Raw genomic sequence first — 26,430 nt, 5'->3', positions numbered from 1 at the left:
CAGGCCCGATGCTTCCCGGCCTGCGGCTGGCGCCATTGACCATCAAGGAGAGTTGAAGATGAACCCTATGCAAACGTCGGCCTGGGACCAGGCCGCCATCGCCCTCAAACAGAATGTGGCCAAGTTGCCCGCTGGCTACCAAGGCAAGATTCGCCAGATCATTGGGGAAGCGCTGTGGGAGCCATTGCAGCGCACCACCCGCCATCGCTTTGGCAAGCATGTGCGAGCCAATCTTGAACACTATGGGCTGGTGTTCGTGGGCAAGGCGGGGACCATAGCGGTGTACAAGAAGTCGGCGGTCTGATCGGCCTGCTGACGGCGGGCCCAGCCCCGGTGGGGGGCCGCCCTGTCAGCGTTGCAAAGCGCCGCTGCCCCTGGTCGGGCAGCGGCGTTTTTTCTGTTTGAACAGCGATTTCCCGCCGCCTGAATGACATGGGCCACATTGTCCTGTGCTCTGTGGGTTCTTTCCTGCGTCGCAACTTGCATTGTCCCTTTCTGCCGGTCGGAGTTTTCTTGATGCCTTCCCCAAAATCCTTGCCCACGGTCCTGCTGGGCCTGGCCCTTGCCTGCCCGGCGCTTGCCGAAACCCGCGCTGTGGAGCTGGCGCCGGCGCAGGTGCTGGGGCAGGCGCCGGTTGACGAGGGGCAGGGCGTGGAAGAGGCCGCGGCACGGCTGGCCGAGGTGCCGGGTGGGAGCAATGTGGTGGACATGCGCCAGCCGCTGCAGGGCCGGGTGGCCAGCAATCAGGATGTGCTGGCCTATCAGCCCGGGGTGTATGCCCAATCGGCGGGCAACGAAGGGGTGAAGATCTCGATCCGCGGCTCGGGCATCAACCGCGCGCCGGGCGCCCATGCCTCGGGGCTGTACACGATGCTCGACGGCCTGCCGCTGACCGGCCCCGGCGGTACGCCCTATGAGTTGCTGGAGCCGTTGTGGGTCGACCATGTGCAGGTGCTGCGCGGCGCCAACGGCTTTGACCGTGGCGCCCTGGCCCTGGGCGGGGCCATCGATTACGTCAGCCATACCGGCTACGACGCGCCGCTGTTGCAGGTGCGCTACGCCACCGGCAGTCACGGTTACCAGCAGCGTCAGGTCAGCTCCGGGCAAGTGCTGGGGGATTTCGACTATTACGTCTCGCTGACCGATGCCAACGCCGACGGTTACCAGGACCACACCCGCAGCCAGAGCCGCGGGGTGATCGGCAACTTCGGCTACCGCTTCAACCCGAACCTGGAAACCCGTTTCTACCTGCGCTACCGCGAGACCGACAACGATCTGGCCGGGCGGGTCAGCAAGCGCTCCATCGAGCACGACCCGCGGGCGGCCAACCCGGCCTATGTCAGCCGCGACGACCGGCGCAAGCAGCCGGGCAGCACCTTTGTCGGCAACAAGACCACCTACTACATCGACGATGACTCGAGCCTCCAGACCGGCCTGGTCTACCACGACTACCCGATGGATCTGCGCGAAGGCCCCAACCGCCTGAAGGTGGCCTACAGCGACGTCAGCGGCACCTTGGACTACAAGCGCCGCGACAGCCTCTGGGGCCGGGAAAGCCGCAGCACCCTGGGCCTGCGGGTGACCAAGCACCTGCCCAATGACGGTGCCAGTGAGTTCGTGCGGATTCCTGGCGGTAACACCGCCGGCTATGCCCCGGGCACGCGGATTCGTAACTTCACCTACCAGGGCTCGGACACTGTCCTGCATGTTGGCAATGACCTGGAAATCGCCGACGACCTGTGGCTGACCACCGGGCTGGCGGCCATCTACACCCGTCGCGAAAGCGCGGTGACCTACCCCGAGGGCGGCGGCAAGACCAGCCTTGGCGACTGGGACTACGCGCCGCGCCTGGGCCTGCGCTATCAGCTGACGCCGGATGTACAGCTGTTCGGCAACCTCAGCCGTTCGGTGGAAGCACCGCACCCCTGGTCGCTGATCTACAGCTCGAACCTGCGTTTTCCAGCCGGTAGCGGAGTGGCCAGCGGCGCCCAGCGTGATCCGATCACGCTGCGCAACCAGACCGCCACCACCCTGGAGCTGGGCGGCCGTGGCGACAGCGGCCTGGGTCAGTGGAGCCTGGCCTGGTACTACGCCCAGGTGCGCCACGAACTGCTCTCGGTACTGCCCGATCCCAGCGCCACCACGCCCTACGAACTCAACGCCAGCCCCACGGTGCACCAGGGCGTGGAAGCCAGCCTGCACAGCGAGCTGTGGTCGCGCCCGGGTGTGGGCCGCCTGAGCCTGCGCCAGGCCTACACCTTCAGCGATTTCCACTACCGCGACGACGCGCGCTTTGGCGACAACCGCCTGCCGGGCCTGCCCATGCACTACTACCAGGGCGAGCTGCGTTACGACTGGCCCCTGGGCTTCTTTGCCGCGGTCAACACCCAGCTGGTGTCGAAGGTGGCGGTGGACTACGCCAACAGCTATTACGCCGACCCTTACGCACTGTTCGGCGCCACCCTGGGCTACAACGCGCCGAAGAACGACTGGCAGACCTGGATCGATCTGCGCAACCTCACCGACAAGCGCTACGCCGCCACCGTCACTCCAGGCTACGACGACAAGGGGCAGGATCTGGCGCGCTCGACGCCGGGGGAAGGGCTGGGGGTGTACCTGGGGGTGTCCTGGAGCTTGCGTTGACCCGCTAGCGCGGCAGGCCGCGCCTTAAAAAAAAGTGCCCGCGGCTGCGGGCGCCTGGGTCAGGCCCATCATTGACCGGCCAGGTCCAGGCTCAGTTGCGAAAATACAGCTCGTCCAGCTGCCGTCGGCGGATCGCCAGGTACTCGTCCCAGACCTTGGGGAAATCCTCGTCCCGGGTGAAGGGAAAGGTCAGGTAGACGGTGCGGCCGATGACACTGATGTACTCCCGCGTGCGCTTGTACGCCGGTTGCTCCAGCAGCGAAATGTACTCGTCATAGGCGTGGTGATAGTGGCTGATCGTGACCCGGTGGGGCGCGATCATGCCGCGGGAAAAGTCGATCACCCAGCCGTGACTCATGCCGTTGCCCAGGTAGCCGTAGACCCCGTCCTCGGACAGGCTGATGTGATTTCGTGCCTGCTCGCCATCCTCGTCGTTGACCAGCACGATCTGGGTTTCGAAATAGCGGATGGCCTGTTGCTCGGGGCCGCGCAGGTGCAGGTTCCAGCTGATGGCGCCCATGCGGAATTCACCTTGTTCGGCAAATTCGGCAATCCAGCCGTTGGCGAGGGTAATGCGGTGTGTGGTCATGGTGAGTGGTCCGGCTCGGGCGGTGCATGAGGGAAGGGAGTGGCGTGGCGCGGGGATTGTAACCACTAGGCTGGGTGCATGGCTTTATATCAGGGGAGAAAATGGAGCGCTGCAAACAATGCTTCTATAGTGTTTTTGCAGCACAAAAAAAGCTGAAAACAAACCCCCAACGGTTGCCGATAGCAAAGAGTCTCTCCTTTAGCAGGATGCGCCCATGTTCAATACTCGTTTGAAAATGCAGTTGCAGTCCCTTCAGTCGGAGCTTTCAGTGGCTCGACAGTTGCTCAAGGGGATTGAGACTTGCCTTGTGCGTGCGGTCCTTGACGCCAACTACAACGTTATAGATGCAAATGAAGGCTTTCTGAACATGTTGGGGTGTGGCGCCAACCAAGTACTGAACAAACCGATCGACAATTTCATTCCGCAGTATGTGCGGCAGATGGATTGCTATCGTCGTTTGCTCGACAGCGTGAACAACCACGACGCGGTTATCGATACTTACCGTTTTCAGCGTCCCGATGGTGGACTGTCGTGGTTTCGTGGCCTCTGGCAGCCGATTGTCAATCAACAGGGGCAATTGGAAAGTATTCATGCCTTTGGTTCGAACATCACCGAGACCGTTGACACTTCGGCGGAGAATTCGGCGTTCATTCAAGCGCTGCTGCGCTCCACTGCGGTGATCGAGTTCGATCTTCAAGGCCATATCCTGCAAGCAAACGAGCAGTTTCTGCGCTCAATGGGTTATGAACTTGGGCAAATCAAAGGCAAGCACCACAGCATGTTCTGTGACCCAGCCGATGCCGCGTCCAGTCATTACAAGGAGTTCTGGGCGACCCTCAATCGCGGTGAATTCGTGGCTGACCGTTTCAAGCGTGTCGATGCCCATGGTCGAGTCGTTTGGCTGGAAGCGACCTACAACCCGGTGCACAACGCACAGGGCGTCCTTTACAAGGTGGTCAAGTTCGCCACGGTCATTACCGAGCAAGTGGCTCGCGAGCAGCAGGTGAACGAGGCGGCGACCATCGCGTTCGAGATCTCCCAACAAACCGACATCAGCGCCCGCCGAGGCGCCGACGTGGTGCAGAACACCGTGCAAACGATGCGCATGATCTCGGATGAAATGCAGGCGGCATCCGCCGGGATTGAAGCGTTGGGCAAGCAATCACTGCTGATCAGCTCGATTGTCCAGACCATTGGTGGCATCGCCCAACAGACCAACTTGCTCGCGCTCAACGCAGCAATCGAGGCGGCGCGGGCCGGTGAGCAGGGCCGGGGGTTTGCCGTGGTCGCCGATGAAGTGAGGCAGTTGGCGGGGCGCACCAGTGCCGCTACCGAAGAAATCGTCAGCGTTGTACAGCAGAACCAGAGTCTGGCAGATGCAGCCGTAAGCGGCATGGCCAACAGTCGCGGGCAGGCTGAAGAAGGCCTGGCACTTGCCAACGAGGCCGGCTCGGTGATTCTCGAAATCCAGGAGGGCGCGCGCCAGGTTGTGGGGGCCGTGGGGCGTTTCGCCAATCAGTTGAAATAGCCTGCGCAACATACCGTCGCGCGCCCCTGACGGTGCATCGCTGTGGCGCGCTGTCAGGCTAGTAAAGGCCCGGGGCGCCTTATGGGCGCCTCGGGCCTTTGCGCTTAGCGAGCGAGTGACAAGGCCGGCGTCCGTGGCGGAATCAGCCTCTTGCTGCCGGTGGATTCGAAGGCCGACGCCAGGCGCAGCAGGCTCGAATCGTCATAGGCGCGGCCGGCGAAGGTCAGGCCGACCGGCATGCCGATGTCCGCCATCACCCCCATCGGCACGGTCACCGTGGGCACGCCCAGGTGGCGGATGGCGAGGTTGCCGTTGGCCACCCACACGCCGTTGCTCCAGGCAATGTCCGCCGACTCGGGATTGATGTCGGCATCCGCCGGGCCAACGTCGGCGACGGTGGGGAACAGCACCGCGTCCAGCCCCAGGCGGTCCATCCATTCTTCCAGGTCGATGCGCCGGGTCTGTTCCAGGCCGCGCAGGCCGTCGGCCAGGGAGGCGATCTGGTCCCAGCTCTTGAGTCCGCGCTTGGCCATGGTCACGTACTGGTCCATGCCGGCGGCCAGGTCGTCTTCACGGTTGGGCAGGGTGCCGGGGTCGTGGGGGAAGATCTGCGGCCCGTCGACATCCGCCAGGCGGTTGAGCTTGGGATCGTCGTTGGCCCGCAGGAAGTCGTCGAAGGCCCAGCCCGAGAGTTCCCACAACTCGTCATGGAGAAATTCCTTGCTCACCAGGCCGCGGTTGTACACGGTTGGTGCGCCGGGGCGGTCGCCTTCGCAGTTGGACACCAGGGGGAAGTCCACTTCCAGCACTTCGGCGCCAGCGGCTTCCAGGGCTTGGCGCGCCTGTTGCCAAAGGTCGATCACCGAGGGCCGGGTGTGGATGCGCTGGCCGGTGGGGCCGCCGATGCCGGGTTTGTCGCTGGTGCCGGCTTCGGGGTCGGCGTTGATGTACATGCGCGGTACGCCAAAGCGCTTGCCCTTGAGCGCCGAGGCGTCGGCCGCCAGTTGCGGGTAGGACGCCGGGCGCACCGAGGTCACGCTGGGGATCGGCACCCAGGGCTGCAGGCGCCACAGGTCGCCGCGGGTGTCCGGGTCTTCGGCCACGACCACGTCCAGCACTTGCAGCAGGTCGGCCATGGTCCGGGCGAAGGGCACCACCACGTCCATGGTCGGGGTCAGCGGCCAGTTGCCGCGCACCGAGATCACTCCACGCGATGGTGTGTAGGCGCACAGGCCATTGTTGGAGGCCGGGCCACGCCCGCTGGACCAGGTTTCCTCGGCCAGGCCGAAGGCGGCGAAGCTGGCGGCGGTGGCGGTGCCGGCGCCGTTGGACGAGCCGGAGGCGAAGGGCGCGGTCAGGTAGTTGGCGTTATAGGGGCTTTCTGCGCGGCCATAGACGCCGCGCTGCATGCCGCCGTTGGCCATGGGCGGCATGTTGGTCTTGCCCAGGCAGATGGCCCCGGCAGCCCGCAGGCGCTCGATGGTGAAGGCGTCGCGGTAGGCCACCAGCTCGGCAAAGGCCGGGCTGCCCGAGGCGGCGGTCAGGCCCTTGACCAGGTAACTGTCCTTGGCGGTATAGGGAATGCCGTCCAACGGGCCCAGGGTCTGGCCCTTGGCGCGACGCTCATCGGACGCTTTGGCCTCCTTCAGGGCCTCGGGGTTGCGCACCACCACGGCGTTCAGCGCGGTGGCGGTCTGCGGGCCATCGTAGGCATCGATCCGCGCCAGATAGGCCTGGACCAGTTCCACGGCGGTGGTCCGGCCCGATTCCAGGGCGGCGCGCAGGTCGGCAATGGACACTTCGGTGACTTCGATCATGCTGCTACCGCCGCTGGCTGGTGGGTGAGGAGGTCAAGAGGGCGCAACGGGGCGCGGGTCTTCGGGTATTGGCTGTGCATGGTGGTTCTCGTGATACGGCTTGGCACGACAGGGGTGGCCTGGAAAGCAGGGGGCCTTTTTAGCATTTAGCGCGGTGCAGAGGAATCGTTGAACTCGCCCAGGTAAACAAGCGTTGCCGTGTTTGCCGGTTTGCGCTGGTTGGGGCCGGGGGCATCCGATTGCCGATCGCCATGGATCGAATCACTGGCGATGAGGATGTAGTGGCTGTAGCCGGGGTCGATACGCGTGCGCAGTTGCTGTTGTTCGGCGTCGCTGCGGATCAGTGATTCCAGGTAGGGCGGGCCATCTTCATGGTCGATCAGTTCGACGAAATCGGCGTCCATGTAATAGCCCAGCTCCTGTTTGAGGCGCCAGCTGGGATTGCGGGCTTCCCAGGCGCTGAACTCGGCGGCGCTGGCATCCGCGGCAGGCTCGGCTTCCCACTGTTCGAAGGTGAACAGTTCGGCCTCGGCCTGGTTCGGGAAGCGCGCGGCGAACAGGTGAAAGGCGAAGTAGTCATCGGCGGCGTGCATCGGCTTCAGGGCTCCCACGTTCAGATCACGCTGGCGCGCTGCAGGTGGCTGACATGGCCCAGGCCAGCCGCGTTCAGCCGCGCGGCCAGGTCTTCCCGGGCCTGGGCACCGCCGTTGCGCACGTAGTCCAGCTCCGAGGCGGTGATCAGCACCACCGGCACCAGGGTCACCGGCGACAGGGGCATGTCGTCCAGGCGGGTCGGGAAGTCCGGGGCCGGGCCGCCGATCAGCACCCCGGCGCAGTCGTCGGTGCTGACGAAGTGCGCCGGCAGTTGCTCGCTCATGGCCCGGGACTGGCTGACCCCGGGCAGTTCCAGGGACAGCACGCCGTAGCGCTCCAGGCGCGAGCCATAGCCGCCGGCATCGGCCACGGTGCCGGCCACGCAGCGCAGCAGTTCGAAGGTCCAGCTGTCGGCAAAGGGCGAAACGTCGCCCGCCGCGCCCTGGGCGTGGGCCGGGATGTCCGGGGTTTCGATGAACAGCTCCATCTCGAAACCGTTGCCCAGGTCGTCGCCTTGCACACCATCGAACGGGTCGGACAGGCCCTCGGTGGCGAGGATGATGCGCTCGTTGCGGCGCACGATACGGTAGGCCTGGCGAGTGGAGGGCCAGTGGGGGCCGCCCATGAAGCTGGGGCTGATGGCGAAGCCGAGAACGTCTGCCTCGCAGGTGCCGACGGCTTGCCAGTGACGCTCAAGGCAGGCGGCGCCGGCTTCGAGCAAGGCCAGGTTGGCGGCTTCGGCATCCGCCGTGGGCTCGACCGAGTCGAGCGCCGGGCTCGCCGTGTCGGCGGCATGCGTGGCGCCAATGGCCGACGGGGCCGGTTTTTTGAGGCGGTCGAACAACTGGCTGAAGAAGCTCATGGGCGGTCCTTGCGATCAGTGATACGGGCGCCAGGCTGGGGGAGTCCTGGCTTGGGGCGAGGCATTGTGACGGGTTGCAGCGGGCGTGAAAACCGCGGACTGCGCGCGGCGCGAGGCAAGACTATTTTCCTAGTTGCCAATCGGATCAACCTCGGTAGACTGCGCGGCTCTAACGCCAGGCGTTCTTATAGCCAAGCGATGCAGGCGTTTTGACGATGTCCGACGCATGATGATTGGTGTGTCGAGGGTGCATGGACGCAAATGATCTTGTGTTGGCAGGCGGTGGCCGCCACATCGAATTTTTTGTCTGCTCGCTCACCCGGATGTCGTTCAATGCCTACCCGGCCCAAGCCCAAGCTCAATCTGCGTGTCCTGATTCTGGTCTTTGTGCTGTTTGCGGCACTGGCCACCCTGGCCAACAGCTTCTGGGTCATGTTCAAGATTCAGAAACAGGAACTGATTGACAGCGCCTTGCAAGTCAATCAGGCCTACGCCACGCGGATCGCCTCCGGTGTGGAGCAGGTGCTCAGCTCCGATCAGAAGCGCCTGGAATACGCGGCCGGCCTGCTGGGCGGGTCGTTCGGCGATGCCCGGCAACTGGAGGGCGAAGCCCGGCGCTTGCTCGGGCAGGACAACAGCTTCAACTCGGTGCTGGTCACCAATGCCGCCGGCACCATCATCGCTTCGGCGCCCGAACACCTGCATCTCAACGGCCGTTCCCTGCAAGACCCGGCGCCCCTGGAGCAGCGTCAGCCGATCATCAGCAAGGCCTTCAAGTCCATCGCCGGCAACCTGCTGGTCTTCGTTTCCCAGCCGGTGTTCGACAGTCAAGGCCAGTACCTGGGACTGGTCGGTGGCAGCATTCGCCTGGAACACAAGAACGCCCTGCAAGACCTGATGGACCGCCAGGTGCGCCAGGATGGCGCCCATGTGTACCTGGTCGACGGCAACCGGCGAGTGCTCTATCACCCGTACCCCGAGCGCATTGGCGAGATCGTCGCCCGGGACCCGATCGTCGATGCGGCCTTGAGCCAGGGCGGTGGGGCGTTGCAGGCGCTGGATGCCCAGGGCGTGGAGATGCTTGCGGGGTTCGCCCGGGTGCCCAGCAGCGGTTGGGGGGTGATCTCCCAGCAGCCCCTGGGCAATATCCAGACCCTGCTGCAGGGAACCATGTCCAAAGTGGCCAAGGGCATACTGCCGCTGGGGTTGTTCGGGGTGGTGTTGATCTGGTGGCTGGGGGCGCGGATTTCGGCGCCGCTGTCCCGGCTGGCCGACAGTGCCAAGCGCCTGGACAGCCCGGACAGCTATGCGCGCATCAGCGCAATCCCGGCGCAGTATTTTGAAAGCTGGCAGATCCGCCGGGCGCTGCTGTTGGGCACCAGCCTGCTCCAGGAAAAAATCGGCCGGCTCAACCAGCAGGCGCAAAGTGACGCGCTGACCGGGCTGGCCAACCGGCGCGCGATGCAGGACGCCCTGGCGCACTGGCAGCAGGTCCGCCAGCCGTTCGCCATCGTTTCCATGGACATCGATCACTTCAAACGGGTGAACGACACCTTCGGCCATGGCGTGGGGGATGAAACCCTGAGGGCGATTGCCGGCTTGATGAAGCAAAACTCCCGCGCCGACGACTTGCCGTGCCGGGCCGGTGGCGAGGAGTTCGTCCTGCTCCTGCCCAACAGTTCGCTGCGCACGGCCACCGAGGTGGCGGAGCGTCTGCGGGCCTCGATCGCCGCCGCGGACATCGACACCGTGGGTCACATCACGGTGTCCCTGGGCGTCAGTTTGTGGCAGCCCGGAGAGGGCTCGATCACCGCCGCCCTGGAAAAAGCCGACCAGTTGCTGTACCTGGCCAAGCAGGGCGGGCGTAATCGCGTGGTTGCCGAACAGCGCTCATTGGCCGTCAGCTAACGGCGAGTGCCTTGCCTGCAAAGCGGCCGCTCATTGAGAATCCGCCCCCGCCCGACATCAATCAGAGACGATCAGCATGCTTTACCCGAAGAAGCTCAGTCCGGAATTTTCCGGGGCCCTGCGCACGTTCAGTTTCTGGGTCGCCAACGGCACCCTCGGTTACCCGCTGCTGGAGGGCGTCGACTATCGCAGTTGCCTTGGCGAAGAGCCGAGCATGCTGGAGATGGTCTACGCGATCTTTGCCAATGTGCTGGAGCTGGACGAGGAGGGCGTGCCGGTGAATGCCAAGTACGCCGAGTACCGCGCGGCGCAGTACATCCGCCAGTATTGCGATGCGGATTACACCGCGGTGCCGGCATTCGAGGAGTGGGAGCAGGAGTTGTATGGCCCGCCGGAAAGAGAGGACCGCAAGCCCTGGCCGCCCGGAGCGCCCAAGGCCTGACGAGTCACTGTAGGAGCGAGCTTGCTCGCGATGGTCGCCAATGAAAACGCCGCGTTCACTGGAGAACGCGGCGTTCTTGAGGGCTTCGCGAGCAAGCTCGCTCCTACAGGTGCCGGGGAGGGCGGGGTGTCAGCGCTTGGCTGCGGTCCACTTGGCCCGTGCCGCGTGCAGCTTCTTGTAGCTGTCGATCAAGCGCAGGTGGCGGTCCAGGCCTTCGAGCTGCAGGTTGGTCGGGGTCAGGCCGTAGAAGCGCACGCTACCGTCCACCGAGCCGATCACCGCGTCCATCCGCTCGTTGCCGAACATGCGTCGCAGGTTGGCCTCGTAGTCGCCCAGCTCCAGTTCGTCGTCCAGTTCCACCTCCAGCACCGCGTTCAGCGCCTGATAGAACAGCCCGCGCTCGACGGTGTTGTCGTTGTACTGCAGGAACATCTCCACCAGCTCCTTGGCCGGGTCGAATTGCCCCAGGGCCACGTGGAGCAGCAGCTTGAGTTCCAGAATGGTCAACTGGCCCCAGGCGGTGTTGTCGTCGAACTCGATGCCGATCAGGGTGGTGATGTCGGTGTAGTCGTCCAGCTCGCTTTCTTCCAGGCGCTCCAGCAGTGAGCGCAGACCGTCTTCGTCCAGGCTGTGCAGGTTGAGGATGTCTTCACGGAAGAACAGCGCCTTGTTGGTGTTGTCCCAGATCAGGTCGTCCACCGGGTAGATTTCCGAGTAGTCCGGCACCAGGATGCGGCAGGCCGTGGCGCCCAGGTGCTGGTACACCGCCATGTAGACTTCCTTGCCCAGGCTTTCGAGGATGCCGAACAGGGTCGCGGCCTCTTCGGCGCTGGCTTGTTCCCTTTCGCTGAAGCCGCCCTGGCTGGTGAAGTCCCACTCGACGAACTCGAAGTCCGCCTTGGCGCTGAAGAAGCGCCACGACACCACGCCGCTGGAGTCGATGAAGTGTTCGACGAAGTTGTTCGGCTCCATCAGCGCCTGGCTTTCAAAGGTCGGCTGCGGCAGGTCGTTCAAGCCTTCGAAGCTGCGGCCCTGGAGTAGTTCGGTGAGGCTGCGCTCCAGCGCCACCTCGAAGCTCGGGTGGGCGCCGAAGGAGGCGAACACCCCGCCGGTGCGCGGGTTCATCAGGGTCACGCACATCACCGGGAACTGCCCGCCCAGGGAGGCATCCTTGACCAGCACCGGAAAGCCCTGTTCTTCCAGGCCCTGGATGCCGGCCAGAATGCTCGGGTACTTGGCCAGCACCTCCTGCGGTACGTCCGGCAGGGCCAGCTCGCCTTCGAGAATCTGCCGCTTGACTGCGCGCTCGAAAATCTCCGACAGGCACTGCACCTGGGCTTCGGCCAGGGTGTTGCCGGCGCTCATGCCGTTACTGAGGAACAGGTTCTCGATCAGGTTGGAAGGGAAGTACACCACCTCGCCATCGGACTGGCGCACGTAGGGCAGGCAGCAGATGCCGCGCTCGATATTGCCCGAGTTGGTGTCGTACAGATGGGAGCCGCGCAGCTCGCCATCGGGGTTGTAGATGGCCAGGCAGTGCGCGTCGAGGATCTCCTTGGGCAACTCGTCCTTGCGCCCCGGCTGGAACCAGCGCTCGTCCGGGTAGTGCACGAACTCGGCGTTGGCGATGTCCTCGCCCCAGAACTGGTCGTTGTAGAAGAAGTTGCAGTTCAGGCGCTCGATGAACTCGCCCAGGGCCGAGGCCAGGGCGCTTTCCTTGGTCGCGCCCTTGCCGTTGGTGAAGCACATCGGCGACTGCGCATCGCGGATATGCAGCGACCAGACGTTGGGCACGATGTTGCGCCACGAGGCGATTTCGATCTTCATCCCCAGGCCCGCGAGGATCCCGGACATGTTGGCGATGGTCTGCTCCAGGGGCAGGTCCTTGCCGGCGATGTAGGTGCTCTGGGTCGCGCTCGATGGCGGCATCAGCAACGCCTGGGCGTCGGCGTCGAGGTTTTCCACTTCCTCGATGATGAACTCGGGGCCGGTCTGCACCACCTTCTTCACCGTGCAGCGGTCGATGGAGCGCAGGATGCCCTGGCGGTCCTTGTCGGAGATGTCCGCCGGCAGCTCGACCTGGATCTTGAAGATCTGGTTGTAGCGGTTTTCCGGATCGACAATGTTGTTCTGCGACAGGCGGATATTGTCGGTGGGGATGTTGCGGGTCTGGCAGTACAGCTTGACGAAATACGCCGCGCACAGCGCCGAGGACGCGAGGAAATAGTCGAACGGCCCCGGCGCCGAGCCATCGCCCTTGTAGCGGATCGGTTGGTCGGCCACCACCGTGAAGTCGTCGAACTTGGCTTCAAGTCGAAGGTTGTCGAGAAAGTTGACCTTGATTTCCATGGGGGGCACCGGCGTGACGAGGCAAAAAATGGCGGGCATTATCCGGGATTTTGCGCGCCAGTGGGGCGGTTTTTGGCGATGGGGGACCGATGGGCCTAGATCGGTGGCCGCAAGTCAATGAACAGGGCGTTTGGCAGGTGCCAAGGTCGGCCATTCGGATAAAAGGTATGCGGGGCAATGACCACAGTGTTGAGTGAGGCTGATCTTCAGCGGGTGTTGGAAACCATCGAAAACGGCTCCAGCCAGGAGCTGAATCTTCTCCATGAGGGATTGCAGATCGAACGGTGCGAGCTTTTGAACCAGGTGGCCATTGCCGTGGCCCGGCTCTTTACCAGCGCTCGCCGCGACTTTCATGACTGCGATGCAATCATGAACACCTTGTTCAGCGACATCATCTATGTGTCCTTGAGCGCGGACATGCCTGAGCCGGCCTTTTCCATCTATCTCGCGTTCGATGCGGGGGAGTATTGGCATCGTGGTGACGCGCAGGATGTCATGCCCTGGGAGAAATGGACGCGGCCGGAGCTGGAAAGGATTTTGCGGGAGCTAGGTGCTGCAGAAGCGGGTGGTGCGCACTAGGCAAATGTCCGGGGGAAGAGGGCGGGATCGCCCTGTTTCCCCCTACTGCTCAAGCATCAGGCTGCGCCAAACGATCGCTCGCGGTTCAACAGGCACCACGTCCGGTTGCCGTGCCTGCCTGTTCCGCTCCGGCGCTGACGTCGCCGGATTCTGCTCTGGCGATGACTGGCAAGGCGATGGAAGGTGCTCAGGCTCGGCCCGCTCGGTTGAGTCATCGGTCGATGGAGTCGTCATTTGATCCTGACCACGACCTTGCCCTTGGCCCGGCCCTGCTCGACGTACTCCAGTGCTTCTGCCGTGGCTGCAAAGGCGAAGCTGCGATCAAGCACCGGCTTGATGACTCCCGCCTCAATCAGCGCGGTGATCTGTTGCAGTTGGGCGCCATCGGCCCGCATGAACACAAAGGCGTAGCGGATGCCCAGCTTGCGTGCCTTGCGCCGGATACCCCAGCTCAGCAGGCGCATGACCTGCTGCAACGGCCAGGACAAGCCTTGCTCCTGGGCGAACTGCACGGTGGGTGGACCGGAGATGGAGATCAGCTGGCCGCCGGGCTTGAGGACCTTGAGGGATTTTTCCAGGACGTCGCTGCCCAGGCTGTTCAACACCACGTCGTAGTCATGCAGGACGCTTTCGAAGTCCTGCTGCTTGTAGTCGATCACCTGATCGGCGCCCAGGGCTTTGACCCATTCGACATTCGCCGTGCTGGTGGTGGTGGCGACGAAGGCGCCGAGGTGTTTGGCAAGCTGGATGGCAAGGGTGCCGACCCCGCCCGCGCCAGCATGGATCAGCACTTTCTGGCCCTTTTTCAGTTGGGCGGTTTCCACCAGCACTTGCCAGGCAGTGAGTGCGACCAGAGGAATGGACGCGGCTTGGGTCATGTCGATATTGGCCGGTTTCAGGGCAATCGCGTCTTCGTGCACGGCGATCAGTTGGGCGAAGGTTCCGATCCGCTCCTGCGGCGGTCGCGCGTAGACTTCGTCTCCCGGCTTGAAGGCTTGCACCTGCGGGCCGACCGCAACCACGACGCCCGCCAGGTCATTGCCCAGTATCAGGGGCAATGCGTAGGGCAGGATCAGCTTGAATTCGCCGTTGCGGATCTTCGAGTCCAGCGCGTTGACGCCGCTGGCGTGCACCTCGATCAAGACGTCGTGGGCACCCACCTCGGGGGCGGGCACTTCGCGCATGTGCCCGGTGTTCTTGCCATAGCGATCAATTGAAAATGCCTTCATCGGTGTGCGGCTCGTGTCGGTTGTAAAAGGGGGCCGGTGCTTGGGTGGCGTGGTGCTCATGGGGGCTCAGTCGTCAAGGAACGCCAGGGCCTTGGCCACGAAGTCAGCGTAGTACTGGAAAATGCCGCCGTGCCCGGCATCCTCGTACATCACCAGCTGTGCGTTGGGGATACGCTTGGCCAGGGCATGGGAGTTGACGCTGGGCACCATGATGTCGTTGTCGCCATTGACGATCAGCGTTGGCGCCTGCAAGCGCTCGAGAGACTGCGGCGCCTGTCTGCCCCACGCGGTGATGGCTTGCAGCTGCCGCAGGAAAGCGCCGGGCGTCGGGCCCTTGTCGCGATGCTTGCTGCGGGCTTTGAGGCGTTGAAGATACTCCGCGGCGGCTCGACGACCCTGGGGCGTCGAGGTAAAGAACAGGTAGAACTTGGGATCGCGCAAGGTCAGCAGGCCTTTGAGCATCAAGGGCCAGGTCACCGAGCCGACCTGGTCGATACCGCTGCCGCCGGCCGGCCCGGTGCCGGTGAGAATCAAGCGACGCACCGATTGCGGGGCCTTCAGGGCGATGTCCTGAGCGACGAAGCCGCCGAGTGAAAAGCCCAGTACATCGACGCGCTTGAACCCCAGGGCCTGTATCAGCTCGATGGCGTCTTGCGCCATTTCGCCGACCGTCAGTGGCGCGCTGCCACCCGAGCCGCCGATGCCGCGATAGTCGGTGGTGATGACCCGCCGGGTCTGGGCCAGTCCATCGATGATGGCCGGGTCGAAGTGGTCCAGTACCGCGCCCCAATGGTTAAACAGCACCAGGGGCACGCCGCCCGCGGGACCGGTATCGCGGTAGGCGAAGGGAATGCCCCTGACCATGATCGACTGGTTCGCCGCGTTGATGAACGAGGTCTGCACAGCCGGGGGGCGAGTTGTCTGTATGGGATTCATTGCTACTCCGAACAGCGGAGCGGATTCGTCGCAGTGCCTGCCGCGAATCCGCCGCGAATGCTCGCTATCTGACGATCATTATTGGGCCTGGTAACGCTGGGCAACCTCGGATTGACGGATCTGCCCCAGCAGGGCCTGACGCGCGTTCTGCAGGTCATCCCAGCGTTCGGCCTGTTGCAGCGGCGGGATGGTCACCGGTTCGCGCCGATCGAAACCGACCAGGGCGGCATCCACCAGATCGCCGACTTCCATGATGTCGCTCAGGGTGTTGATGTCGACGCCTGAGCGGTCCCAGATCTCCGTGCGGGTCGCCGCCGGCAGCACGGCCTGCACGTACACGCCCCGGGGCGCCAGCTCCAGGCTCAGGCCTTGGGAAAGGAACAGCACGAAAGCCTTGGTCGCGCCATACACCGTCATGCCGAACTCCGGCGCCAGGCCCACCACCGAACCGATGTTGATGATCGCGCCGTCGCCGGCCTTGGCCAGGCGCGGGGCAATGGCACTGGCCAGGCGCACCAGCGCGGTGGTGTTGAGGGCGACCAGTTGCGCAACGCTGTCGGTGCTTTGCTCGATGAAGCTGCCGGACAGGGCGGCGCCGGCGTTGTTGACCAGGATGCCGATTCGAGCGTCGTCGCGCAGGCGGGTTTCCACGGCGGTCAGATCGCCGGATTGGGTCAGGTCCGCCGCGATGACATCGATGGCGACCCGGTGTTCGCTGCGCAGTCGGGAGGCCAGTGCGTCCAGGCGTGCCTGATCGCGGGCGACCAGCACCAGATCGTGGCCGCGCTGCGCGAAGCGCTCGGCGTAGACGGCGCCAATGCCGGTGGAGGCGCCGGTGATGAGAACGGTAGGGCGAGTGCTCATGGATTCATCTCTCTTTCAGGGGTGGCAAAGGCAGGTTGTGCGATCAGGGAGGGCTCAGCTGGCGCTGGTGCCCGATTCAGCCAAGGTCGGGTAGTCGATATAGCCCGTCGCGCCGCCGCCATAGAGCGTGGCGGGATTGAAGGCGGACAGCGGCGCGCCGCTTTGCAGGCGCTCCACCAGATCCGGGTTGGCAATGAACGGGCGACCGAAGGCGATCAGATCGGCCTGGTCTTCGGCCAGCCTCGACGTCGCCAACTCCAGGTCATAGCCGTTGTTGGCGATGTAGGTGTTTTTGAAGCGCTGGCGCAGGGCGCTGAAGTCGAACGGCGCCACCTCGCGCGGACCGCCGGTCGCCCCTTCGACCACATGCAGGTACACCACGCCCAGGGCATCAAGTTGATCGACGAGGTAATTGAACTGCGCCTGCGGATCGCGGCTGGAAACGTCGTTGGCCGGCGACACCGGTGACAGGCGTACCCCGGTGCGATCCGCGCCGATTTCGTCGATCACGGCTGCCGTCACCTCAAGCAACAGACGGGCGCGATTTTCAATCGAACCGCCGTAAGCGTCGGTGCGCGAGTTGGCGCTGTCCTTGAGGAACTGATCCAGCAAATAGCCGTTCGCGCCGTGTATTTCCACGCCGTCGAACCCGGCAGCGACAGCGTTTGCCGCGGCCTGGCGGAAATCGGAGACGATCCCCGGCAGTTCGCTGATGTCCAGCGCGCGGGGCTCGGAGACGTCCTCAAAGCGGTTATTGACGAACACCTTGGTGGCCGCGCGCAGCGCGGAAGGAGCCACGGGGGCGGCGCCGTTTTCTTGCAGATCAACGTGGGATACGCGGCCGACATGCCACAGTTGCATAAAGATCTTGCCGCCCTTGGCATGCACCGCGTCGGTCACCATGCGCCAGCCATCAATCTGCGCCTGGGTGTAGATCCCGGGGGTGTCCTGATAGCCCTGGCCCTGCTGGGAAATCTGCGTGGCTTCGCTGATCAGCAAGCCTGCGCTAGCGCGTTGGCTGTAATAGGTGGCCGCGAATTCGCTTGGAACAAAGCCTTCGCCCGCGCGGTTGCGTGTCAGTGGCGCAAGGACGATGCGGTTCGACAGCGCGAGGGTGCCAAGGGTGTAAGGGGTGAACAGATTCTGATCGGTCATCGGGTGTCTCTTCCGTGCCTGGTGGTGGAGGTCGGTGGTGCGTGTAATTAGGATGATGATCGAAATCTAAACTGTCAACGGTTTTGATTATGGTCGACATCTATGTATGATTGGGACCATGATTTCCCAATGAACATGAGGTATTGCACGTGAGAGTGAGCAAGGCCCAGGCGCAGGCCAATCGAGAGCACATCGTTGAAACGGCCTCTGAACTGTTCCGTGAGCGCGGCTTCGACGGGGTCGGCGTGTCGGATCTGATGGCGGCGGCCGGTTTCACCCACGGCGGCTTCTACAAGCGTTTCGGCTCCAAGGCCGACCTGATGGCCGAAGCCTCGGCCTGCAGCCTGTCCAAATCCCTGGCCGCGGCGGCGGCGCTTGATGTGCCGGGGTTCATTGATGTCTATGTGTCGAGAGCGCACCGGGACCGGCGGGGCGATGGATGCACCATGGCCGCGTTGGGAGGCGATGCGGCGCGTCAGTCGGATGATCTGAAAGCGACGTTTGCCGAAGGGATCGAGCACACCCTGCAGACCCTGGGGGAGAAATACCCGACCGGGCCGGACGCGCTGGCGGGCGAGGGCAGAAAGAAAATGATCGACCTGCTGTCACGTGCGGTCGGTGCGGTCCTGTTGTCGCGAGCCTGCCCGGATGATTCCGCGCTGGCGGATGAGATTCTTGAGGTGTGCCGCGCTGAGATGTTGGCGTCGTTGCCGGTTGATAAAGGTGAGTCGGCGTAGAGGGGCCACATGCCAAGGCCCTGCGCTTGCGAGGTGCCTGCGTTCGGTTAAGGGTGGATGGATGAAAGCCTATTTGGCTCGCCTTCTTTGGAGGTCTCAATATCTTGAGCAAAAAACGGGGCGATTCAGACGCTACAATATGCCCTTCATATCGTGAGGGTGTCGTATAAATGAGCAAGGATGTGACGGATGCGATTCAGAAGGCGAAGCCAGGGATTGCAAAGTACCTAGCGCTGATGAACCGATACGGCCAGGTGAACGTAACCTCAGATATAGACTTCCAACGTGCGTATAACGGCTTTTACAGAATGCGTCAGCGGACGCCGCTCTACTACCAGGCCTACTATCAGCTTATGGAACAGTTGCGGGGTAGCAAGCCGGGCTTCGATACGGTGATTGATGCGCTTTACGCCGCGACCGGCCGTTTTGAACCATCGTTCTCCAGCAAGATGGTTGCGACTCTTGATCCTCACAAACCTGTTTGGGACATGTATGTGTTGCAAAATCTCGGTTTGAAGGCACCTACCGGCAACAGCAAAACGAAGCTCGACGATTTGAAAAAATGTTATCTCGCTATCGAGGGCTGGTACCAAGATTTCCTCGGCACAAGCGAAGCTCGAAGCTGGATTCAACAGTTCGATAGCCTGGTTGCAGATCATGCACATTTCACTCAGTTGAAGAAGATCGACCTGATCCTCTGGCAAACCCGTTAACCCGCTACGAGACAACGATGCGTGCGTCCTGAAGGGCTCATGCAGGCGACAACGGAGAGTCTATGCCCGCAGAAATAAGTCAAAAGGATGGACTGACGCTGACCATCCTGCCATGCCCAAGCGGCCGGCCGGGCTGTATTCTGGTTCGGCTCACCGGCACTGCGCTGCAAGCAGAAATAGCTTCGGAAAAAAACTCAGCAGGGGATGTGCCGCAACCGCTGGAGGAGTTCTTCATGCTGGCAGCGCAACTTGAAGAGGGCGTTACTCAAGATTGGCTTTCTGAAGGCCAGGACTTGGCCTTCTCTGCCAGCAAAGACCCATTTTTTCCGGAGGGTGTTTTTTTACGCATCTACTTAGGCTCAACGTCAGATGACGATTGTGATTGGCAGATCAATGGGTCGTTGTTGCTTACCCCGCCCCAAATCGCTCTGTTTGCCGAAAAGCTGAAGCAGATTTAACCGATCGGCTTTTCTAGTCGATTCATGACCCGTCTCGGCCACCATCAATTGTCTGCTGTGGCAGTGCCCTTTCTCCGAGCGTCATTCCACGTAACGCAGCCACAGGTGTGTCCGGTCGCGGATCGCTGGGACGACTGCTGAAATCATCGTTTGCCGGTTCTCCTCAGGGGTGTTGTAGAGCGCACAAAAATCGCTCGCCACTGCGTTGGCTACGCTCAGGTCGGCAGGCACTGCACGCAGGAAACCGAGGTAAGACGCGCCAACCCCCATCAATTCATAACCGTGGGCCTGAGCGAAATGGCGTGCTACCGCATAGTTTTGCGCAGGGCCCAGGTCGCAACTGAAATAGCCGTTGGGAAACGCCGCCAGGGCCTGGCAGGCATGTTCGACCGGAACCAGGAGTGCCGAGAGGGGCTGGTCGAGCAGTGACACAGGGAAGTCCTGATAGTCCATCCATTCCTGCAGGGCGGGCGGGTCAAGGGTCAGGCCGTGGGCGCACGCGTCTTCGAACGAGCTGCCTGCCACCAGATCGGTGAAGTTGCGCAAGCAGATCGCGAACTCGGCTTTGGTGGTGGGATAGCCCAGGTATTCGCCCTGTTCGAAGCACTCTGCCGGTAACTGGGCGATGTCCTGTTCCGAGGCATCGTCCAGCCCCAGGTTGTTGCGTGCATGCCCGGAGGTGTAGCGGGCCTGGGGCAGGTCATCCAGCGAGAGCAGGGGCCTGAAGCCCGGGTGGTTGCCAGCGATCTGGCGGTAGGCGTCGATCAGCTCGTCCAGGCTGGAAATGCCGCTCAGGCTGTACTCATCGCAGGTGCCGGCAGCGGGGTTGCCAGGCATTGCGTTACCGCGAAATTGGATATCCATCGAAGGGCTACCTGCTTGCTGTTGATGTTCAGGTGAATGATTCAGCCTTTCTGCGCGCCAGCGAACCTCCCGCTAGCACCGCCGGCATGATGGCCAGGCAGCAGGTGAAATGCACCCAGCCCATTTGGCTTCCCGAGAAGAACCCCACCGGTAGACCCCAGACCAGCAGGATGATGACCCCGACCCAGATGGCGGGACGCAAGGTGCGGGTCGCCTGGGTCCGGGTGCTGACAAATCCTCCAACGCCCGCCGCGAGGGCCCAGCCAAGCACCGTCAGCCATTGAACGGTGTTGAGGCTGACCAGTTGATCGTGCTGTTGTCTCCAACCCGGTTCGCCCAGGGCAACGAACGCAGGAGGGAGAAACTGTGAAATGGCCAGCCCGAACACAGGCAGCACCAAAGCGCAGGAGAGCAGGCCGAAGAGAATGGCTTTAAACATGGGGTGTTCGACATCCGTGTTGAGAGGGGCTTGGAGGGTGTTGCTGATGGGATGCGGGGTTCGTGAGGCATCCAGGCTAAGCAGTGGTTTGTTTACGGCTTCCCGGGAAGGAGCGTCAGCGAGGTTGTTGGCGTCAAGAGAGCACCTCCTGTTTGGGCATGAAGAAGCGAGCGAAGAGTTCGGATTGTGACTTGATGTTCAGCTTGGCGTAGATGTTACGGCGATGAACCTTGACGGTTTCCGCGGAGAGGGAGAGTTTGCCGGCGATTTCCTTGTTGGAGAAGCCGCTGAGCAACAGCCGCAGTACATCGCTTTCCCGCGTGGTTATCTGGGTGCCCAGTTGGCCGATGGTTTCCGGCCATTGCGGCGGGGCGGCGAGGCTCTTCTCCAGATCGATCTCAAAGCACATGCGTTGATGCATCAGAGCCATCACCCAAGGCTTGATGAGGTCGAGCATGGTGATTTGTTCTTGATTGAAACGAACCCGGCTGCCGATGGAAATGCACAGGGTTCTATCGGCATCCAGTTGCACGTTGTATTGCACTTCATCCATGGAAATGTATTGGGCGAAGTACTGGTGGTAGTACTCGGTTTCAACGAAGTATTCCGGGGCAATGTCCAATAAGTGAAAGAAGCCGCTTTGCGGGTTTTCCCGGTTGGCGATGTAAAAGGGGTCCAGCAAGTAAAGTCCCTTTACATATAGATGAGTGAAGGCGTCCACCTCTTCCACATCGGCAATCTCGGGAAGACTGATCACTTGCACCTGTTGATGGCTGAAGATCAGTACAACCCAGTTATCGATCTGCACATATTCATTGAGCGTACGAATAAGCGAACTCCAGAAGTCTGGACGGTTCAACTGCATGATCAGTTTTCCAATCGATCGATGCCAGGCCAGGCTATGAAGGTCGAGTGGCATTTTCTACCCCTTTAGGGTTAGGGAATCGTGGGTCAAGGGTAAGTATTTGGAGGTATTTACTATTGGCTTGGGCTCGGTATATTCGCTTGCAGGATTTACGACAGCCATGAGGGCACGTCGTCTGGACAAGGATGTTGCATGAGAAAATCACCTTTGCGAACCGTTTTTTCAGCCGCGCTTCTCTGTGCCGGGATCAGCACATCGGCAGGGGCGGCAGAGCCCGGAATGTACTTGTACAACTGGTTCGGGCTGCTCGCGCCGGAAACCCCAAAAGAGTTCGAGCAGGCCACCGGCACCCGCATTCACATGGATGCCTTCGACAGTGCCGAGATCATGCAGAGCAAGGTCATGGCCGGGCGCACGGGGTATGACGTGGTGGTGGCGACCTCCAATGTGCTGCCCAGCCTGATCCAGGCCGGAGTGCTGCAGCCGCTGGACCCGGCGCAACTGAGCAATCTGTCCCACGTCGACCCGGACATCCTGGCCCAGCTCGCGGTCAATGATCCGGGCAATCGTTACGCGGTGCCCTATCTGTGGGGCACCACCGGGATCGGCTATGACGTGGACAAGGTCAAAGCGGCGCTGGGCGACGATGCGCCGGTCAATAGCTGGGACCTGATCTTCAAGGAAGAGAACATCAGCAAACTGAAGTCCTGTGGCGTGGCCATGCTCGACTCGCCCAGCGAGATCATTTCCATCGCCCTGAACTACCTTGGGCTCCCGAGCAACAGCAAGAACCCGGATGACTACCAGAAAGCCCAAGCCCTGCTGTTGAAAATCCGACCCTACATCCTTTATTTCGACTCGTCCCGCATCGACGCCGACTTGGCGGATGGCAACATCTGTGCGGTGGTGGGCTGGGCCAATGGTGCGCTTGCCGCCCAGGCCATCAATGAAAAGTCCAACACTGGGCGCCGGATTACCTACAGCCTTCCGCGTGAAGGCGCACTGGTCTGGTCGGAGAATCTGGTTCTGTTGAAAGACGCTCCGCATCCCAAGGCCGGCATGGCGTTCATCAACTACATGTTGCGCCCGGAAGTGATTGCCAAGACTTCAAATCACACCCTGTACCCCAATGCCAACAAGGATGCCACGGAGTTTGTCCAGCAGAAGTTGCGCGACAACCCCTGGATTTATCCAGACAAGCAAACGGTTGCCACACTGGTTCCACTTGAGCCGCTGCCATTGAAACTGGAGCGGATCCGAACTCGGGTCTGGACCAAGGTGAAGAGCAGCATCTGATTTCGTTGAACTCTTCATCTTCTGCCCTGTGCAAGTTTCATCGCCAGTGCGGGCTCATTATTTAAAACATTCGATGAAATGTACTGGCCATGCGGAGAACAACTTTTCCGCATGGCGGTTTGTGCCTGCGTCCATTCAACACCTCAAGCAACAGGAGAACAGTGGATGTTCAGCCCAGCCCATCAAACGCACTTCAGCTTGACACTCGACGCACTTGATCAGGAGGTTCAAGTGCTTGCCTTCACCGGCGAGGAGGCGATCGGCAAGCCTTACTTCTTCAAGGTGGAGTTTGTCTGCGAGCGACCAGAGCAGGAGCTGCAAAGCCTGGTCGACAGCGAGGCCTTTCTGGCCTTCGACTCCCAGGGCAACGGCGTTCATGGACGCATCTATCACATCGGCAAAGACACTGAGCATTCGCATCCGCAGCGCTACAACCTGGCCCTGGTCCCGCATCTGTCCTACCTGCGCCATCGCACCAACCAGCGCATCTATCAACAGTTTTCGGTGCCGGCCATCGTCGCCTTGATACTCGAAGAACACGGGATCCTGGGGGACGCCTACCGCTTCCAGCTGGGTTCCACCTACCCCAAACGTGACTGCTGCACCCAGTTCGGTGAAACGGATCTGCATTTCATTCAGCGCCTGTGCGAGGAGGAGGGGATTCACTTTCACTTCCAGCACAGTGCTCAAGGGCACGTGCTGGTGTTTGGCGATCATCAGGCGGTCTTCCCGCGGATCGAGCCCGCCACGGCGGTCATGCCCGAACCCGCCAGAGCGATCAGCCCGCCGACCGGCGAGTACCGCCGCGCGGCTTATCGTCAGGTGGAGGGGCAGGGTTCGCGCACCGAACTGCACAGTGGCCATGTTGTGGACCTGTGCGGCGCCCCTGGCCAGGAGCGCAATGAGGCATGGCTGCTGACTCGGGTCATCCACGCAGGCGGCCAACCGCAGCTGTCGGACGAGCACGCCGTCGACAACCCGAGCGCCGGGGATGGCCGGCAGTCGGGTTACCGCAATCGTTTCACGCTGGTGCCCTGGGACCTGGCCTACCGTCCGCCTTCGGCGCACGAAAAACCCCAGGTGAGCAGCCAGACCGCGGTGGTCATCGCGGTGGACGACGAGGCACTGCGCGGTGATCGGCGCCTGGCAAGGCTCAAGGTCAAGTTTCCTTGGGACCGCGAAGGACGGTTCGATGACAAAAGCAGTTGCTGGCTTGGGGGCGCCGCCAACTGGCGCTGCGCAACGACCCCGCTGCGAGCGGGCGTGGAAGTCAGAGTCACCTTTCTTGAAAGCGACCCCGATCAGCCCCTGATCAGCGGTTGCCTGTGCTGTGGCTAGCGCCCGGTCATTGCCCGGCGCTTCTGGCGGCGAAGGTTTCGCCGGTCAGAATGATCAGGTTTTCCCTTGAGTGAACGCTGGTGATGCTGTTGATCACCACCTTGAGCGCGCTGGCGTTGGGGAACAGCGCAAACAACAACTCGAAATACAGGTAGTCCTGGATCAAGCGCGCCGCCAGGTCCGGATGGTCTTGCAGCAGCGCCCTGAAGCTTGGGTAGTCCAACTCTGCCAGTTGCGGAATGTCGATAAAGCCTTGGGCCAGATCGTCGGTTCTGCATTCGGCGTTGAAGGTGTCGGCGACATCAAGAAAGCCTGGCGGCAGATCGCTGTGGTTGATGCGCAGCTCGTAGGGCGTTGCCGGGACCGACAGCGCCTCGCCGAAGCCCAGGCTGCGATAGCCGACGGTTCGCGGGTCGATGAGTTGGCCTGCTGAGGTGAACTTCATGATGGGCTCTCGGGTTGCTCGGGTGCTGAAGGGGTGGGGCTATCTTCGAGCCTGCCCGCTTGGGGGTTGGCGGTTGCGGCGTAGTAAAGGATATAGCCCGAATACACCAGCGAGCCGGCTGCCACTTCCTGCTCGAAGCACTGCTTGAGCTCATCCTCATCGGTAAAACCGTACTGCGCGAGCCGGTTCTCGGCAAAGCCGGCGAGCCTGGACAGGGTGACGCCGTCGATCTCTCCCTGCTCGCCAAAGTCGAAGCTCACCGTTGCCGTTGGCAGGTGAACGGCGCAGCCATAGCCGTGCTTGAAGTAACGAACGCCGCCAGTCAGCTGCCCTTGCTCCGGAATATCGAGCCCCGCCCAGTCACTGTTGCTGGCGGGGAGGGGGATAGCGCATTGCTGCATCAACTCGACGGCGCAGCGGACGCTGGCCTGGTAGTCGCACACAAGCTGGGCGAGGCGTGGGTTCATGGGGATGGGGGGCGTGGTCAAAAGGGCAGACAATTCCAGAGTTTGCAGCGCGACACAAGCGGCGAGGCTGCAGGATGCGCGAAAGGACCGTGATGTCGGTATATTCGCCCGGACGAATTTTGGAGCCGAAAACATGGGGGTCTCCACCACTGTCTGGGAATGGTACGGGCAGGATGAGTACAAGCGGGTGCTGGCGGTGGGCGAGGCAATCGATGCCCTGGGGTTTCTGGCACTGGATGCGCAGGCTCAGCAGGCCAGCATCCCTGATTGCCCCGCCTGTGAGGCCTGGTCCATGGCGATGTTGCCGTTGGAGGCGCTGCTAGCAACGTGCGCCAGTGCCTTGCCGGATGAAGTCCGGGCTGGGCTGCAAAGCCTCTGGGGGCAATGCAATGGGTTGTCCGAGGCGGCCTTTCATTGTGGCGACCGGGGGATCTTCGAACATGGGCAGTGGCAGTTGCTGCGGGAGGCGGCTGGACAGTTGCTGGCGTTGATGGAAGAGGCGCAGTTGCGGCCCTTTCTGGAGGAGTTGAGGGTGGATTGTCGAGGCAAGGTGTATGGCCTGAAGCCTTGACGCCGGTATTGGCCTGAGGCTGTTAACGAAGGCTGCAACCCATGACTGAGTGCAAAGAAACGCATGTTTGACGAGCTGATATTTACCGGTGAAACGCCTGCAAAAGATGATGCCTATGTCGGTGGCGGGGCCTGTCTGCCGACCGATCTGGCATGGCCCCGTTCGCCTGATGGAGTGCCGCTGACCCACCTCATGGCCTTTCCTGGACGTTGGTTTTCAGAGGCCTTGATGGATGGGGGGTATTGGGTGTCGGTTTTTGTGCCGTATCTGCCGGGCGAGGTCGGCCACTATCGAAAGTTGCGTGCCGTCCAGGGGCGCTCGGAAGCGGTTGTCATGGGCTATTCGCGAGCCGGTTCCGAGCGGGATGAGGCGGCTCAGCCGATTTCAGATCGCGGGACGGTGCGGCTGGGGGTGAATGGCGACGCCGATGATGATGAGAACCTGGCTTCCAAGCTGGATGGCGTGGATGCCTGGCTGCAGTCTCCTGTTTTGGCGGGGGCAGGGCGCAGAAGGGTTTCCATTTATGGGGGGGATCTGGATGTAGCGCTGCCTGAGCATAAAGGCGTGCTTTCGGATGGCATGGGGTATCTGTTTCTGGATGAGGATTTCTCAGAGAGGACAGGCGCGGGGATTGGTCGGTTCTTTTTGCAGTTGGGGTAGGGCGATAGGGCGCTATTGAACTGATGCTCAGAAAGGCAGCATGGAAACGCCCTGTCACTTGGTCGGAGCTTTGCCTAAGTGT

At 62.2% G+C, this 26,430-nt stretch carries 27 protein-coding genes and 1 pseudogene; 14 read left to right on the top strand and 14 right to left on the bottom strand.

Features of this window, described 5'->3' with window-relative positions; genetic code table 11:
- Positions 1-58 precede the first annotated feature (58 nt).
- On the top strand, positions 59-304 hold the full coding sequence (locus tag PST29_RS16575; protein WP_060843741.1) for a hypothetical protein: 246 nt from the start codon (positions 59-61) through the stop codon (positions 302-304).
- A gap of 212 nt (positions 305-516) precedes the next feature.
- Positions 517-2,643: a TonB-dependent receptor family protein gene (locus PST29_RS16570; protein WP_060843740.1), complete on the top strand. Its 2,127-nt coding sequence runs from the start codon at positions 517-519 to the stop codon at positions 2,641-2,643.
- 91 nt (positions 2,644-2,734) lie between these two features.
- On the opposite strand, the gene PST29_RS16565 is transcribed toward PST29_RS16570, so the two are convergent.
- The gene (locus tag PST29_RS16565) at positions 2,735-3,232 is read right to left on the bottom strand and encodes a hypothetical protein (protein WP_060839514.1); all 498 of its coding nucleotides are present in this window, start codon (positions 3,230-3,232) and stop codon (positions 2,735-2,737) included.
- Positions 3,233-3,446: 214 nt separating this feature from the next.
- On the opposite strand from PST29_RS16565, the pseudogene PST29_RS32785 reads away from it, so the two are divergent.
- Positions 3,447-4,223: pseudogene (locus PST29_RS32785) on the top strand (PAS domain-containing protein); the annotation flags it as partial.
- Positions 4,218-4,760 (top strand): methyl-accepting chemotaxis protein, encoded by a 543-nt coding sequence (locus tag PST29_RS32780; RefSeq protein ID WP_371826212.1) that lies wholly within the window; start codon positions 4,218-4,220, stop codon positions 4,758-4,760. The pseudogene PST29_RS32785 and the gene PST29_RS32780, both read left to right, overlap by 6 nt.
- A gap of 104 nt (positions 4,761-4,864) precedes the next feature.
- Here PST29_RS32780 and PST29_RS16555 read toward each other — a convergent pair whose 3' ends face one another.
- The 3 genes from PST29_RS16555 to PST29_RS16545 form a co-directional block, all read right to left on the bottom strand.
- A complete protein-coding gene (locus tag PST29_RS16555; protein ID WP_060843738.1) occupies positions 4,865-6,577 on the bottom strand; it encodes an amidase in 1,713 nt (570 codons plus the stop codon).
- A gap of 146 nt (positions 6,578-6,723) precedes the next feature.
- Positions 6,724-7,188, bottom strand: coding sequence for a hypothetical protein (locus PST29_RS16550; RefSeq protein ID WP_232513168.1), 465 nt, complete (start codon positions 7,186-7,188; stop codon positions 6,724-6,726).
- A 2-nt stretch (positions 7,189-7,190) separates the two neighbouring features.
- Positions 7,191-8,033 (bottom strand): suppressor of fused domain protein, encoded by an 843-nt coding sequence (locus tag PST29_RS16545; RefSeq protein WP_060843737.1) that lies wholly within the window; start codon positions 8,031-8,033, stop codon positions 7,191-7,193.
- Positions 8,034-8,366: 333 nt separating this feature from the next.
- On the opposite strand from PST29_RS16545, the gene PST29_RS16540 reads away from it, so the two are divergent.
- Both PST29_RS16540 and PST29_RS16535 read left to right on the top strand, forming a co-directional pair.
- Complete coding sequence (locus tag PST29_RS16540) at positions 8,367-9,941, top strand: sensor domain-containing diguanylate cyclase (RefSeq protein WP_060839510.1); 1,575 nt, start codon at positions 8,367-8,369, stop codon at positions 9,939-9,941.
- A gap of 76 nt (positions 9,942-10,017) precedes the next feature.
- Complete coding sequence (locus PST29_RS16535) at positions 10,018-10,383, top strand: DUF7677 family protein (protein ID WP_060839509.1); 366 nt, start codon at positions 10,018-10,020, stop codon at positions 10,381-10,383.
- Positions 10,384-10,512: 129 nt separating this feature from the next.
- Here the strand turns inward: PST29_RS16535 and PST29_RS16530 are convergent, their stop codons facing one another.
- Complete coding sequence (locus PST29_RS16530) at positions 10,513-12,732, bottom strand: OsmC domain/YcaO domain-containing protein (RefSeq protein WP_060839508.1); 2,220 nt, start codon at positions 12,730-12,732, stop codon at positions 10,513-10,515.
- Between the two features lie 177 nt (positions 12,733-12,909).
- Between PST29_RS16530 and PST29_RS16525 the strand changes: the two genes are divergently transcribed.
- A complete protein-coding gene (locus PST29_RS16525) occupies positions 12,910-13,311 on the top strand; it encodes a hypothetical protein (protein WP_060843736.1) in 402 nt (133 codons plus the stop codon).
- Positions 13,312-13,541: 230 nt separating this feature from the next.
- Here the strand turns inward: PST29_RS16525 and PST29_RS16520 are convergent, their stop codons facing one another.
- The 4 genes from PST29_RS16520 to PST29_RS16505 form a co-directional block, all read right to left on the bottom strand.
- Positions 13,542-14,540 (bottom strand): NADP-dependent oxidoreductase, encoded by a 999-nt coding sequence (locus tag PST29_RS16520; protein ID WP_060843735.1) that lies wholly within the window; start codon positions 14,538-14,540, stop codon positions 13,542-13,544.
- A 66-nt stretch (positions 14,541-14,606) separates the two neighbouring features.
- Entirely contained in the window at positions 14,607-15,476 is an 870-nt protein-coding gene (locus PST29_RS16515) for an alpha/beta fold hydrolase (protein WP_060843734.1), read from the bottom strand.
- A gap of 78 nt (positions 15,477-15,554) precedes the next feature.
- The gene (locus PST29_RS16510) at positions 15,555-16,340 is read right to left on the bottom strand and encodes an SDR family NAD(P)-dependent oxidoreductase (protein ID WP_060843733.1); all 786 of its coding nucleotides are present in this window, start codon (positions 16,338-16,340) and stop codon (positions 15,555-15,557) included.
- A 54-nt stretch (positions 16,341-16,394) separates the two neighbouring features.
- Positions 16,395-17,495, bottom strand: coding sequence for an alkene reductase (locus tag PST29_RS16505; protein WP_060843732.1), 1,101 nt, complete (start codon positions 17,493-17,495; stop codon positions 16,395-16,397).
- 149 nt (positions 17,496-17,644) lie between these two features.
- Between PST29_RS16505 and PST29_RS16500 the strand changes: the two genes are divergently transcribed.
- The 3 genes from PST29_RS16500 to PST29_RS16490 all read left to right on the top strand — a co-directional run bounded on the left by PST29_RS16500 (position 17,645) and on the right by PST29_RS16490 (position 19,403).
- A complete protein-coding gene (locus PST29_RS16500; protein WP_173664411.1) occupies positions 17,645-18,232 on the top strand; it encodes a TetR/AcrR family transcriptional regulator in 588 nt (195 codons plus the stop codon).
- A gap of 170 nt (positions 18,233-18,402) precedes the next feature.
- Positions 18,403-18,945, top strand: a complete 543-nt coding sequence (locus tag PST29_RS16495; protein WP_060839501.1) for a hypothetical protein — start codon at positions 18,403-18,405, stop codon at positions 18,943-18,945.
- Between the two features lie 62 nt (positions 18,946-19,007).
- Entirely contained in the window at positions 19,008-19,403 is a 396-nt protein-coding gene (locus PST29_RS16490) for a hypothetical protein (protein ID WP_060843730.1), read from the top strand.
- Positions 19,404-19,484: 81 nt separating this feature from the next.
- On the opposite strand, the gene PST29_RS16485 is transcribed toward PST29_RS16490, so the two are convergent.
- The 3 genes from PST29_RS16485 to PST29_RS16475 all read right to left on the bottom strand — a co-directional run bounded on the left by PST29_RS16485 (position 19,485) and on the right by PST29_RS16475 (position 21,625).
- Complete coding sequence (locus tag PST29_RS16485; protein WP_060843729.1) at positions 19,485-20,267, bottom strand: hypothetical protein; 783 nt, start codon at positions 20,265-20,267, stop codon at positions 19,485-19,487.
- Between the two features lie 28 nt (positions 20,268-20,295).
- Positions 20,296-20,706: a hypothetical protein gene (locus PST29_RS16480; protein ID WP_060843728.1), complete on the bottom strand. Its 411-nt coding sequence runs from the start codon at positions 20,704-20,706 to the stop codon at positions 20,296-20,298.
- Positions 20,707-20,839: 133 nt separating this feature from the next.
- Positions 20,840-21,625, bottom strand: coding sequence for a helix-turn-helix transcriptional regulator (locus PST29_RS16475; RefSeq protein ID WP_060843727.1), 786 nt, complete (start codon positions 21,623-21,625; stop codon positions 20,840-20,842).
- A 138-nt stretch (positions 21,626-21,763) separates the two neighbouring features.
- Here PST29_RS16475 and PST29_RS16470 point away from each other — a divergent pair, with 138 nt between their 5' ends.
- Positions 21,764-22,867 (top strand): polyamine ABC transporter substrate-binding protein, encoded by a 1,104-nt coding sequence (locus PST29_RS16470; protein WP_060839496.1) that lies wholly within the window; start codon positions 21,764-21,766, stop codon positions 22,865-22,867.
- A 165-nt stretch (positions 22,868-23,032) separates the two neighbouring features.
- Positions 23,033-24,205 (top strand): contractile injection system protein, VgrG/Pvc8 family, encoded by a 1,173-nt coding sequence (locus tag PST29_RS16465; protein WP_060843726.1) that lies wholly within the window; start codon positions 23,033-23,035, stop codon positions 24,203-24,205.
- Positions 24,206-24,212: 7 nt separating this feature from the next.
- Here the strand turns inward: PST29_RS16465 and PST29_RS16460 are convergent, their stop codons facing one another.
- Entirely contained in the window at positions 24,213-24,650 is a 438-nt protein-coding gene (locus PST29_RS16460; RefSeq protein WP_060843725.1) for a hypothetical protein, read from the bottom strand.
- Entirely contained in the window at positions 24,647-25,252 is a 606-nt protein-coding gene (locus tag PST29_RS16455) for a DUF6896 domain-containing protein (protein ID WP_232513167.1), read from the bottom strand. Before PST29_RS16455 ends, PST29_RS16460 begins: the two co-directional genes overlap by 4 nt.
- On the opposite strand from PST29_RS16455, the gene PST29_RS32435 reads away from it, so the two are divergent.
- Together PST29_RS32435 and PST29_RS16440 are read left to right on the top strand one after the other, a co-directional pair.
- A complete protein-coding gene (locus PST29_RS32435; protein WP_060845136.1) occupies positions 25,251-25,688 on the top strand; it encodes a hypothetical protein in 438 nt (145 codons plus the stop codon). The two genes, PST29_RS16455 and PST29_RS32435, sit on opposite strands and share 2 nt — an antisense overlap.
- A gap of 63 nt (positions 25,689-25,751) precedes the next feature.
- Positions 25,752-26,348 carry a hypothetical protein gene (locus tag PST29_RS16440; RefSeq protein WP_060843723.1) on the top strand — a complete coding sequence of 199 codons (597 nt, stop codon included), beginning with the start codon at positions 25,752-25,754 and terminating at the stop codon, positions 26,346-26,348.
- Positions 26,349-26,430 lie beyond the last annotated feature (82 nt).

It is taken from the genome of Pseudomonas sp. St29 (assembly GCF_001547915.1).
In the GTDB taxonomy this organism is placed as follows: domain Bacteria; phylum Pseudomonadota; class Gammaproteobacteria; order Pseudomonadales; family Pseudomonadaceae; genus Aquipseudomonas.
This window is presented reverse-complemented; position numbering and strand designations above follow the sequence as displayed.